General features: G+C 63.3%; 12 protein-coding genes, 1 tRNA gene and 2 pseudogenes. 9 read left to right on the top strand and 6 right to left on the bottom strand.

All coding sequences use genetic code 11. The features are described 5' to 3' along the window. Positions 1 to 157: 157 nt before the first annotated feature. Positions 158 to 871 carry a hypothetical protein gene (locus tag H8B02_RS40290; RefSeq protein ID WP_229171253.1) on the bottom strand — a complete coding sequence of 238 codons (714 nt, stop codon included), beginning with the start codon at positions 869 to 871 and terminating at the stop codon, positions 158 to 160. A 474-nt stretch (positions 872 to 1,345) separates the two neighbouring features. Continuing rightward, entirely contained in the window at positions 1,346 to 1,627 is a 282-nt protein-coding gene (locus H8B02_RS48710) for a hypothetical protein (RefSeq protein ID WP_312001530.1), read from the bottom strand. On the opposite strand from H8B02_RS48710, the pseudogene H8B02_RS48715 reads away from it, so the two are divergent. Then, a pseudogene (locus H8B02_RS48715) lies at positions 1,520 to 2,221 on the top strand (tyrosine-type recombinase/integrase); the annotation flags it as partial. The gene H8B02_RS48710 and the pseudogene H8B02_RS48715 sit on opposite strands and share 108 nt — an antisense overlap. 168 nt (positions 2,222 to 2,389) lie before the next feature. Here H8B02_RS48715 and H8B02_RS40300 read toward each other — a convergent pair. After that, positions 2,390 to 2,466 (bottom strand) — tRNA-Pro (locus tag H8B02_RS40300). 79 nt (positions 2,467 to 2,545) lie between these two features. Here H8B02_RS40300 and H8B02_RS40305 point away from each other — a divergent pair. From H8B02_RS40305 to H8B02_RS40320, 4 genes and pseudogenes are all read left to right on the top strand, one after another. Next, positions 2,546 to 3,531, top strand: a pseudogene (locus H8B02_RS40305) (L-threonylcarbamoyladenylate synthase). A 111-nt stretch (positions 3,532 to 3,642) separates the two neighbouring features. Next, complete coding sequence (locus H8B02_RS40310; RefSeq protein ID WP_229171254.1) at positions 3,643 to 5,070, top strand: FAD-binding oxidoreductase; 1,428 nt, start codon at positions 3,643 to 3,645, stop codon at positions 5,068 to 5,070. Positions 5,071 to 5,084: 14 nt separating this feature from the next. After that, positions 5,085 to 5,528 (top strand): GNAT family acetyltransferase, encoded by a 444-nt coding sequence (locus tag H8B02_RS40315; protein ID WP_229171255.1) that lies wholly within the window; start codon positions 5,085 to 5,087, stop codon positions 5,526 to 5,528. A gap of 19 nt (positions 5,529 to 5,547) precedes the next feature. Beyond that, the gene (locus H8B02_RS40320) at positions 5,548 to 6,129 is read left to right on the top strand and encodes an NUDIX hydrolase (RefSeq protein ID WP_229171256.1); all 582 of its coding nucleotides are present in this window, start codon (positions 5,548 to 5,550) and stop codon (positions 6,127 to 6,129) included. A 234-nt stretch (positions 6,130 to 6,363) separates the two neighbouring features. Here the strand turns inward: H8B02_RS40320 and H8B02_RS40325 are convergent, their stop codons facing one another. After that, positions 6,364 to 6,804 carry a hypothetical protein gene (locus H8B02_RS40325; protein WP_229171257.1) on the bottom strand — a complete coding sequence of 147 codons (441 nt, stop codon included), beginning with the start codon at positions 6,802 to 6,804 and terminating at the stop codon, positions 6,364 to 6,366. A gap of 259 nt (positions 6,805 to 7,063) precedes the next feature. Here H8B02_RS40325 and H8B02_RS40330 point away from each other — a divergent pair, with 259 nt between their 5' ends. Next, complete coding sequence (locus tag H8B02_RS40330; RefSeq protein ID WP_229171258.1) at positions 7,064 to 7,318, top strand: hypothetical protein; 255 nt, start codon at positions 7,064 to 7,066, stop codon at positions 7,316 to 7,318. 85 nt (positions 7,319 to 7,403) lie between these two features. Here H8B02_RS40330 and H8B02_RS40335 read toward each other — a convergent pair whose 3' ends face one another. Beyond that, positions 7,404 to 7,877 carry a hypothetical protein gene (locus H8B02_RS40335; protein WP_229171259.1) on the bottom strand — a complete coding sequence of 158 codons (474 nt, stop codon included), beginning with the start codon at positions 7,875 to 7,877 and terminating at the stop codon, positions 7,404 to 7,406. 124 nt (positions 7,878 to 8,001) lie between these two features. Between H8B02_RS40335 and H8B02_RS40340 the strand changes: the two genes are divergently transcribed. Both H8B02_RS40340 and H8B02_RS40345 read left to right on the top strand, forming a co-directional pair. After that, positions 8,002 to 8,769, top strand: a complete 768-nt coding sequence (locus H8B02_RS40340; protein WP_229171260.1) for an SDR family NAD(P)-dependent oxidoreductase — start codon at positions 8,002 to 8,004, stop codon at positions 8,767 to 8,769. Between the two features lie 170 nt (positions 8,770 to 8,939). After that, positions 8,940 to 9,200: a helix-turn-helix domain-containing protein gene (locus H8B02_RS40345; protein ID WP_021076090.1), complete on the top strand. Its 261-nt coding sequence runs from the start codon at positions 8,940 to 8,942 to the stop codon at positions 9,198 to 9,200. Positions 9,201 to 9,203: 3 nt separating this feature from the next. Here H8B02_RS40345 and H8B02_RS40350 read toward each other — a convergent pair whose 3' ends face one another. Beyond that, complete coding sequence (locus H8B02_RS40350) at positions 9,204 to 10,190, bottom strand: hypothetical protein (RefSeq protein WP_229171261.1); 987 nt, start codon at positions 10,188 to 10,190, stop codon at positions 9,204 to 9,206. Between the two features lie 129 nt (positions 10,191 to 10,319). Between H8B02_RS40350 and H8B02_RS40355 the strand changes: the two genes are divergently transcribed. Further along, positions 10,320 to 10,478: collagen-like triple helix repeat-containing protein (locus tag H8B02_RS40355; protein ID WP_229171262.1), on the top strand; the 159-nt coding region annotated here is incomplete at its 3' end.

Consider the following 10,478-nt stretch of genomic DNA (forward strand, 5'->3'; position numbering starts at 1 on the left):
CTGTCGCTCCTCGACGAGTTGCAGGAGATAAGCGCCGGAACCGAGCTGAGACTAACAGGCTTGAGGATCGACAAGGACGGAACGCTTCTTCGCCTAACCCAAGTCAGTGAACGCGAGAATGATTGGTGACGTCGAGCACCACTGAATTCCCGAGACCTTAGATGGTCTCGGGAATTCGTTGCGTTTGATCGACCGCTGATATCCCAACAAATCTTATCGTATGGCTCTTGCGCACCTCAAAGCGCTTTACGCTATTCGCAAGAATTCGAAGAACTCTTGTGATCTCCAGAACCTCACAAAGACTATCAATCGAGAAAAAGAACTCAATCAAGGCTCGTTCCGTTATTGCTTCCCCCTTCGGCACGCGATCCTGGAGCCACATCCAAAACGCGAGCGCCGCGGGCGCGACTGGGCGAGACGGCCCCCAAGTGCGACTCTTGAACGTTGCTCTGCTTTCGTCGGATAAATTGAGCAACGGAAGTACGCTGCTTAATAGAATGTTCTGCAAGGTTGGCGCAAAGCCGTCGACTGTAGGTTCCGTTTGTTGATGCGCGTCAGCGATCGCGGGCAAAAGAATCTGCCTACCGCAGACAACTCGCCGATACAGATTTCTAACGCCATCCACGCGTACTTTCTCAATGCTGCCGAGCTCAACCGCGAATAACCACGGCAGAATCGGCTGAGGGCTTTTAGCCCATTCTGGCTCGAGCGCTGTTCTCATTCTCAGCGCCCAAATGGCCAGCGCATGAGAGAACTGCAGCCGTCGTTGACCGTCCATTGGGTCAGGATAGGCAACGACGCTGAGGAATTGCGCACCACTGTAATACGGGGCGTTCGTGCTTAGCGGTATTTCGACAGTACTTAGCGGCATGGTTAGATCTCCACTTGGTTGTCAATTCAATCGCTCGATGACAACCGGGACTACGAAGAATTGAGTTAGATCGGCAGCGTTTTGGCCCGAATGGTTAGACGCGATGAACACAGCTGCCCCGATATGTGAAATTTCCGACGAGAAGCCAATCCGGCTCGCGTTAGCCGCACGCATTGCGTTCCCGGATGGCTCGATGACGGCCTCCGGCTTACGCCGGGAAGCCGCGCGAGGACGCCTCGCGGTAGAACGTATCGCCGGAAAGGATTATACTACGTTGCAACACATTAAGCTAATGAGAGAGCTATGCCGCGTCAAAGCAAAGGAGCTCGGCTCTACAGGCGAAGGGCCCGACACCGCAATGGAAAGCTCGTCGCTCAAGCGATCTGGATCATCAAGGACGGTACCCGCCATATCGCCACAGGCTGCCTTGCGAGCGCGACTGAAACAAAGCCGCCTCGAGAAGCAGAGCAAGCGCTAGCAGACTACATCGCGCAAAAGTATCAGCCCGAGCGTCATCGGCGCGACATCGACGACATCGATTGCGCCGACGTGCTGTCGATCTACTTGACCGACACTGGGGGGCCAGGTGATCAATTTGAAATTGAAGCGAGGATCGACCGGCTCAATGATTTTTGGGGCGGCAAGAAGATGTCGGCAGTCAACGCGCACACCTGTGCGGCTTACGCCAAGCACCGCGGCAACCAAGGTGGTGCGCGTCGCGACCTTGAAACTCTCCGCGCAGCGATCAACCATCATGCAAAAGAGGGTCTGCACCGAGGCACGGTCCGCGTATCACTCCCGCCAAAGGGTGAGGCGCGCGACCGATGGCTGACACGCAACGAGGCGGCAGCCCTGATTTGGCAATGTTGGCGCTATCGCGAAAAACAGACAATTCACGCCGGCGGCTCAAAGGGCGCTCCAGTGCGGACGGACCGCCGACCATTGCGGCACATAGCCAGATTTATCCTGATCGGCCTTTACACTGGCACCAGGGCGGGTGCGATCGCGGCGGCATCGCCTTACCCCGAGCTTGGGCACTCGTACATCGATCTCGAGCGTGGTATCTTTTACCGGAGACCGATTGGGAAGCGAGCCACCAAGAAGCGTCAAACGCCGGCCCCGCTTCCACCCCGGCTATTGGCTCACATGCGTCGTTGGAAAGACCGGAAGCTGATCACCAGCTGCTTCGTCGAGTTCAATGGCAAGCCGGTCGCTTCCGTAAAGAAAGGCTTCAAATCTGCCGTGGATCTGGCCAAGCTACCCGGGAAAGTCACTCCGCACACGTTGCGCCACACGGCAGCGACCTGGTTGATGCAGCGCGGCGTGCCGATTTGGGAGGCGGCCGGGTTCCTCGGCATGTCGCCCGAGGTCCTGCAGGAAACCTATGGCCATCACCATCCCGATTATTTGCACGGGGCGGCGGCGGCCATCGGCCAAAAAGCGCGGTATGTTTCGGTGGTCAAATCGGTGGTTGACTCGGGAACAGCCACCGATGAGAAGAAAAAACCTAAGGAAATCTGGTCGGAGTGGCAGGATTCGAACCTGCGACCCCTGCGTCCCGAACGCAGTGCTCTACCGGGCTGAGCCACACTCCGACTAAGAGGCCGGCTTATAGCGTCGGGTTTCGGGGACCGCAAGGGACCACAAGGCACCCAATTGAGGAATCTAGTCACAGTGGATACAGGCCTGAAAACGTACATTTTGCCCGCCGGTGCCGCCGCCACGGCGACCGCGGCCGGGATCCTTGCCGAGGGAGGCCTGGTGGCGTTTCCGACCGAGACGGTTTATGGCCTCGGCGCCGACGCCGGCAATGCCGCCGCGATCGCCCGGCTCTACGAGGCCAAGGGCCGGCCGCCTTCAATCCGCTGATTGCCCATGTCGCCGATCTCGGCGCCGCCCGCCGGATCGCCCTGTTCAACGGCCAGGCTTTGCGGCTGGCGGAAGCGTTCTGGCCCGGTCCCCTCACCCTGGTGCTGCCGAAGGCGCTTTCCTGCCCGGTCGCTGAGCTCGCGACCGCCGGGCTCGATACGGTCGCTATACGCATTCCGGCCCACAAGGTGGCGCGCGACATCATCAAGGCGTTCGGCGGTGCCGTGGTAGCGCCGTCGGCCAATCTCTCCGGCCATGTCTCGCCCACCACGGCCGAGCATGTGAACGGCGATCTGGCGGGCCGGATCGACATGATCGTCGACGACGGCCCGGTCGAGGTCGGCGTCGAATCCACGATCGTCGGCTGCTTCTCCGATCCGGTGCTGCTGCGGCCGGGCGGGCTGACGCGCGCCGAGATTGAGCGCGTGCTCGGCCATCCGCTGCAATCGCCGCCGCCCGATGCGGAAGGCGACACGCAGCCGATTGCCCCGGGCATGCTCGCGTCACATTATGCACCGCGGACACCGGTCCGGCTCAATGCGAGCGATGTCCATGTCGGTGAAGCCTTGCTGGCGTTCGGGCCGGTCAAGGTCGGGCGGCGCGAATGCGCCTCCGTGGAGATGAACCTGTCCGAGCGCGGCGATCTTGCCGAGGCCGCCGCCAATCTGTTCGGCTACCTTCGCACGCTCGACACGAGAAACGCAGATGCTATCGCCGTGATGCCCATTCCCGAGGATGGGCTCGGCGAAGCCATCAATGACCGGCTGCGCCGCGCAGCGGTTGGGCGGTAACAAGCATGATCCGGAAAGGTGCGAGCCGGTTCTCCTCGCGACAAACGCGAAGCGTTTGCGCAGAGGTCATGCCTCAATAAAGATCCCGGCTGAGTGAAAGACCAAGAAAAAATGAACATCGTCCAATCAGCGGTGCCGCCGCTTCCGCCCGAATTGCTTGCAAAATTCCGCGCCATCGTCGGCGAGAAATATGCGGTGACCGACGCCGCCGACATCGAGCCTTACGTCACCGAGGAGCGCGACCTGTTTCACGGCCGCTCGCCGCTGGTGCTGCGCCCGGGCTCGACCGCCGAAGTCGCTGCGATCTGCAAGCTTGCGAGCGAGCACAGGATCGCGCTGGTGCCGCAGGGCGGCAACACCGGCCTGGTCGGCGGGCAGACGCCGCATCATGGCGAGGTCGTGGTGTCGCTGCGGCGCCTCGACAAGATCCGCGACATCGATGTCGAATCCAACACCATGACCTGCGAGGCCGGCGTGGTGCTGCAAATCGCGCAGCAGAAGGCAGCCGACGTCGACCGCCTGTTCCCGCTGTCGCTCGGCGCCGAAGGCAGCTGCACCATCGGCGGCAACCTCTCGACCAATGCCGGCGGCACCGGAGCGCTCGCCTATGGCGTGGCGCGCGAGATGGCCCTCGGCGTCGAGGTCGTGCTCGCGGATGGCCGCGTGCTGAACGCTCTGTCCAAGCTGAAGAAGGACAACACCGGCTACGATTTGCGCAACCTCTTCATCGGTGCCGAAGGCACGCTCGGCATCATCACCGCCGCAACCTTGAGGCTGTTTCCGAAGCCGCGCGCGGTCGAGACCGCCTATGTCGGCCTGAAGTCGCCGGCGGCAGCCCTCAAGCTGCTGTCGATCTCGCGCAACGAGGCGGCGGGCAGCCTGACGAGCTTCGAGCTGCTGGCCGACATCGCGGTCGATTTCTCGATCCGCCACGGCATCGATATCCGCGATCCGCTGGAGAGCAAGCACCCGTGGTACGTGCTGATGGAATTGTCGTCGTCGCGCGACGATGCCCGCGACGCGCTGGAGGCGATCCTCGCCCAGGGCATGGAAGACGGCATCGTCGATGACGCGGTCATCGCCGCCAATCTGAGCCAGCGCCAGGCGTTCTGGAAATTGCGCGACGAGATGTCGGCGGCGCAGAAGCCGGAGGGTGGCTCGATCAAGCACGACATCTCGGTGCCGGTCGCAGCTGTTCCCGCCTTCATCGCGGAGGCCAATGCGGCGGTCGTGAAGCTGATCCCGGGCGCGCGGCCCGTGCCGTTCGGCCATCTCGGCGACGGCAACATCCACTACAATGTCAGCCAGCCGGTCGGCGCCAATGCGGCCGACTTCCTGGCGCGCTGGCACGACGTCAACGCCGTGGTGTTCGAGATCGTGCTGCGGATGGGCGGCTCGATCTCGGCCGAGCATGGCATCGGCGTGCTCAAGCGCGACGAGCTGCCTGACGTCAAGGACAAGGTCGCGATCGAGCTGATGCGGCAGGTCAAGGCGATGCTCGATCCGCTCGGCATCATGAACCCGGGCAAGGTGCTGTGACCGTGCAGACGACAATGCCCTCCCCCTCGCTTGCCATTGCAGAGATCACCGACGCCGACGTCACCGCTGTCGTCGCGCTGTGGCAAGCGTGCGGCCTGACCCGGCCGTGGAACGATCCGGCTGCCGACATCGCGCTGGCGCGGCGCGGACCGAGCTCGGCCATCCTGGTCGGCCGCAGCTCGGACACGATCGTCGCAACCGCGATGGTCGGTCACGACGGCCATCGCGGCTGGGTCTATTACGTCGCGGTCGATCCCAACCTCCAGGGCAAGGGCCTTGGCCGCACCATCATGGCGGCGGCCGAGGATTGGCTGCGCAATGCCGGCGTGCCGAAGCTGCAATTGCTGGTGCGCCGGGAGAACGCCAAGGCCGGCGCATTCTACCAATCGCTCGGCTATGAGGAGTCGACTTCGGTGATGCTGGCCAAATGGCTCGACGGTCGCGAAGCGACGCCGTGACAGAGTTGAGGATCGACGCATGAGCATCGCCGACCGCGTCCGCGTCAGGGACGTCCAGCTGCTGTCGAAGCGCCGCTACGAGCTGAAGAGCGCCACATTCGACTACCGCCGCAGCAATGGCGAATGGCAGACCCAGGTGCGCGAGGTCTATGACCGCGGCAACGGGGCGGCGCTATTGCCCTACAATCTCAAGACCCGCACCGTGGTGCTCGTGCGCCAGTTTCGCTATCCCGCATTCGCTAGCGGCTATCACGATCTCCTGATCGAGGCCGCCGCCGGCATGCTCGACGATGCCGCGCCGGAAGCACGCATCCGCGCCGAGGCGGAGGAAGAGATCGGCTACCGGCTCGCGCATGTGCGCAAGGTGTTCGAAGCCTTCATGACGCCGGGTGCGGTGACCGAGAAGCTGCATTTCTTCGTCGCCGAATACGACGCCGCGATGCGCGTCAGTGACGGCGGCGGGCTCGCCGACGAGGGCGAGGACATCGAGGTGCTGGAGCTTGCGATCGACGACGCGCTCGCCATGATCAGCGATGGCCGCATCGTCGACGGCAAGACCATCATGCTGCTGCAGTACGCAGCGCTGCATCTGTTCAGGTGAACGCCGCCCCGTACCAGGCCGTGCCGGGACGGCTCGCGCGACTAGCTAGCCCCGTCATCCTGAAGTGCGAGCGGAGCGAGCCTCGAAGGATGAATCGGCCACATCGGGGCCGTGCATCCTTCGAGGCTCGCCGAAGCGGCTCGCACCTCAGGATGACGGAGATGGATTGAGTCCGCCTAAACCCCAGATGTGTGCTGGGCCTGGCGATCAGCTGCTCGCTGATACCGTCATGCTCTACCGCATCGTGATCGCAAGGCCGCTGAGGTCGGCATTGGCCATCAGGCCGACCTGGTGACCGGTCAATTCAAGCACCGCGCCCTTCTGATTGGTCAGCACGATCGCGCGTGCGCCGCGGCCGAGGGCAAGCCCGGCACCCGCCGCGCCATAGACGCCGGCAACGTCGGACGGACGGTTGATGTTGCTGACGCGGCCGCGCAGCACGGTCTTGGAGCCGCCGAACACCAGGCCGTAGTCGAGACCGCCGGTGGACAGCCGATAGGAGCGACCGCGGAACGTCAGCGCGCCGCTGCCGCCGGAGCCGCCGATGAACCATCCGGCCTTGTAGATCGTGAGCGTCACGAAGCCGCTGTCGGCGCGCGCGGCGGTGGAGACAGCGAGGCCGGTGAAGGCCATCAGTGCAACCAGCGCGGCGCGAAGGGTGGATGAAAGTTTCATGTGCGGTCTCCCCGGGATTTTCTCACGTCGATTTGCTCGCGTCGCGACGCGGGCGCGAATCGCAATGCGCCGACTGTAGCAAGCGCATCGTCAGGCGCAATTTGGCACAGCAGGCGTCCATTGGTGACGGGAATGTCCGCGCAAGCGGCGTTGAACCTGTTCCCGGGGTTGCAACACTCACTGCATGTCCGGGGCGATCGGCCCCTGAGCTCCAGGATTTCCCCGCGGAGCATTCACATTTTCAAACCGGAGATTTTCCATGCGTCGTCTTGCGATTGCCTGTGCCGCCATCGCCGCCACTGTGTCCGTGCTTGCCACGGCAAGCCCGGCCAGCGCCACGCCCTATCATCTGATCCGTTGGCAAGACACCGGCTTCTGCCAGATCTGGGACCAGAGCATTCCGACCACGCCGTGGCCGGCGAACTTCGCCGTCGTCAGCGAGGAGTTGCCGACCTTCGACGCCGCGTTCAGCTACAAGACCGGCCTCCTCAACAACGGCACCTGCTCGTTCTGAGCGCCCTCCGATCACGCACAGGGCAGACACGCGGCAACAGCGCGGCGTCCGCCCTTGTGCTGTCAGGCCGTAACGCGATCGCGCGTCAGTGATGCTTGATCAGCGCGTCACGCGCAGCGGCGAGTTCGAGGAATGCCGGGCCGTTGCCGCCACCGTCGGGATGCACCGTCTTGGCGGCGCGCTTGAACGCCTGATGGACCTCGTTCGCAGCGAGGCGACGGCCGAACGGTAGGCCAAGCAATTGCCGGTAGCGCTCTTCCTGCGTCAGCGCCTTCGGCGTCAGGCCACGCCGGCCGAATTGCGGCGCGGACAGCATATGCAGCGCATCGCTGACGATGCCGAGACGGCGCAGCGCCATCGATCTGGTGCGGCGGTCGGCCGATTTCAGCGCCGCCTGGCGCAGGATCGGCAGCACCTGTGCGGCGGCATGCCGCAGCGTTTCGTCGATGTCGGTCGTGGCGATCTCGGCGATCATTATGGCCATTTCGCGATAGTCGGGATCAGGCGCCGCGCAGAAGCGCGCGATCTCTACTTTCCAATGTCTGATATGCTGGTCCATGATCGGTCCGTACTGTCATCCGAATCCGGATAACAGCAACGCGCAAACGCGGCTTGGCGTTTCGGTTGGCGCAGTTTTGAATAGTGTTGTCGACAACGCTCATAAATCAGAACGAGGAAATACCATGGCCCTTCTCGACAATCACATCGCCGTCATCACGGGTGCGGGCTCGGGCATCGGCCGTGCCATCGCCGCGGGCTACGGCCGCGAGGGTGCGCGCGTGGTGCTGCTCGACATGAACGGCGATGCGGCGGCGGAAGCGGCCAAGGAGATCCGGAACGCTGGCGGCAAGGCGGAGAGCTTTGCGCTCGACGTGACCAATCTCGACGCCTGCATCGCGATGGCAAAGCAAATCGCCGACAAGGTCGGACCTGTCTCGATCCTGGTCAACAATGCCGGCATCGCGCGCCGCAACGGCATGCTCGGCGCCGAGGAGGCCGTGATCAAGGATTGGGAGGACATCATCTCGATCAATCTCACCGGCGTCTTCAACGTGACGCATTCGTTCCTCGCACCGCTGCGCAAGAACAAGGGCCGCATCGTCAACATCGGTTCGATCCAGTCCTTCGTGCATCTGCGCACCCCGAGCTCACCGGCCTACACCGCCTCCAAGCACGGCGTGCTTGGCTTCACCAAGGCATTGGCCGCCGAGCTCGGTAAGGACGGCGTGCGCGTCAACGCGATCGGCCCCGGCTTCATCGAGACGCCGCTGAACGAGAAAGTGCGCGCCAGCAATCCCGACCTCGTGAAGGTCTTCATGGACCACACCCCGCTCGGCCGCGCCGGCAAGCCGGAAGACATCGTCGGTCCTGCGATCTTCCTTGCCTCGGACCTGTCGGCCTATGTCTCGGGATCGATCGTGATGGTGGACGGCGGTTACCGCACACTGTGACCGATGGAACCGCAATCGTGGCAATTTCTGGGTATTTTGCTTACAAAGCAGGGAGTTAGTGGCGCGTTAAGGACTTGTTAACCAAACCGGCACACCGTGGATTCACGGGGTAGTCGGTTTCTCGATGTCTCCGCCTCATCGACGAGGCGGGCGTTGATCGGGAGGAGTTCATGTCTTACGCGTCCACCGTACCATCGCCGGAAGCACTGCTGCCGTCGCTGGCTCCTAATGAAATCGTCCCACTGCTGATCGGCGCGACCGTCGATGAGGTCGAGCGGGAACTGGTGCTGCAAACGCTCGCGCGCTGCGACGGCAACCGCACCCGTGCTGCGCGCGTGCTCGGACTGTCGGTGCGGACGTTGCGGAACAAGATCCGCGAGTATTCGGCAGACGGCATCGACGTGCCGCACAGCGAGCACGCCGCGGCGTAGGAATCAGATCGGTAGATCGATCGCAAGACGCCGCCAGCGCGACAGCAACGCTCTGTCGTCCTCGCCGAGGTAGGGTGCGAGATGCACGTCGGTCGCCGCAGTCTGTTGCAGCGTCTGGCCTACCAGTGCGGTCGCATAATCCCAATAGTCGCGCCGGCCGTTCGGATCCGGCGCGACCAGGGATTTTGCGAGGATCTCGACATGGATCGCGCTGACAGCGCTATGCCAGAGCCGACCTGCGCGGATCTCCACCGAGGACGCGCCGGTCCGCGCCTGCCACATCAGCCAGTAGTTTTCTTCTCCATTTGCCCAATCCGATGACGACGGAGACGGATCAAGACATGGCGAGCGGCACGCGAGTGGCCGCATTGTGCGCGCGTCGCAGAACACGGAATAGTCGAGCCTGTCGTACCAGCTTACGCGCAGCAATCGGCGGATCTCGTCCTGCTCACCTGCCGCGAGCTGCCGCATGCCCGTCCGCTCGAGACCGGCGATGATCGCGGCCACGCGATCGCGATCGAATGGCTCGACCTCGAGCACCACGCCGATATTGTTCGGAAACAGCGCATCCAGCATGGCGACCATCTCGCGATAGAACGCACGCGACAGGCCGCCGCCGCGCCACGCCTTCCCGATGCCGACATGGTTGCAAAAGATCAGCTCGCTTGCGTGATCGTAGGTGAAGAAGCCGAGCCCAACCGCGCGCCCAGCGCCAACGCGCAGGATGAAGCAGCGCGAGTCGAGACGATAGGACATCTCGTGGCCGTCGACGCTGAAGTGACGCCGCTCGCCGACACCATCCGACAACAGCCAGCGCACGATGTCGTCAGGGCTGTCGCGCTCGCTCGCAGGAAACAGCTCCTCATAGAGCTCGAGCACACCCGTGTTGCGAAACGCCGCTTCATCAAGCACATCATGTCGCGTCACGACGATGTCGAGCGGTTGCAGTTCGCCCGCGGCTTCGCGGTACATGCCCTCCAGAACCCGCACCGCGCCCTCCGTTGTCATATGCGCACGGAATTATGACTGTTGATCGCTTGCATCGGCGCCGGCAGGCAGAATTGAAGCCGTCCTCCAACCTCTGTTACAAGCGACTTCAAATCGCGACGGAGCATAGCAGTGGCTGACGAGACAGTTTCCCGCCAGGGGTCACGAGGGGCGCAGGGGCCGCAGGGCCGTCAGGGCGAGCCGGGAAAGCCCGGACCGCAGGGACATCCGGGGCGGCCCGGACCGGAAGGTGCGCGCGGCAAGCCGGGTCCGCAGGGCAAGGCCGGCGTG

Origin of the sequence: Bradyrhizobium altum, from assembly GCF_020889705.1 — a bacterium.
Classification (GTDB): Bacteria; Pseudomonadota; Alphaproteobacteria; order Rhizobiales; family Xanthobacteraceae; genus Bradyrhizobium; species Bradyrhizobium altum.

Bases quoted from the DNA above. Each gene is read 5' to 3' on its own strand.
- H8B02_RS40290 (WP_229171253.1), bottom strand. From the start codon at position 871: ATGCCGCTAAGTACTGTCGAAATACCGCTAAGCACGAACGCCCCGTAT.
- H8B02_RS48710 (WP_312001530.1), bottom strand. From the start codon at position 1,627: ATGATGGTTGATCGCTGCGCGGAGAGTTTCAAGGTCGCGACGCGCACC.
- H8B02_RS40310 (WP_229171254.1), top strand. From the start codon at position 3,643: ATGAACATCGTCCAATCAGCGGTGCCGCCGCTTCCGCCCGAATTGCTT.
- H8B02_RS40315 (WP_229171255.1), top strand. From the start codon at position 5,085: ATGCCCTCCCCCTCGCTTGCCATTGCAGAGATCACCGACGCCGACGTC.
- H8B02_RS40320 (WP_229171256.1), top strand. From the start codon at position 5,548: ATGAGCATCGCCGACCGCGTCCGCGTCAGGGACGTCCAGCTGCTGTCG.
- H8B02_RS40325 (WP_229171257.1), bottom strand. From the start codon at position 6,804: ATGAAACTTTCATCCACCCTTCGCGCCGCGCTGGTTGCACTGATGGCC.
- H8B02_RS40330 (WP_229171258.1), top strand. From the start codon at position 7,064: ATGCGTCGTCTTGCGATTGCCTGTGCCGCCATCGCCGCCACTGTGTCC.
- H8B02_RS40335 (WP_229171259.1), bottom strand. From the start codon at position 7,877: ATGGACCAGCATATCAGACATTGGAAAGTAGAGATCGCGCGCTTCTGC.
- H8B02_RS40340 (WP_229171260.1), top strand. From the start codon at position 8,002: ATGGCCCTTCTCGACAATCACATCGCCGTCATCACGGGTGCGGGCTCG.
- H8B02_RS40345 (WP_021076090.1), top strand. From the start codon at position 8,940: ATGTCTTACGCGTCCACCGTACCATCGCCGGAAGCACTGCTGCCGTCG.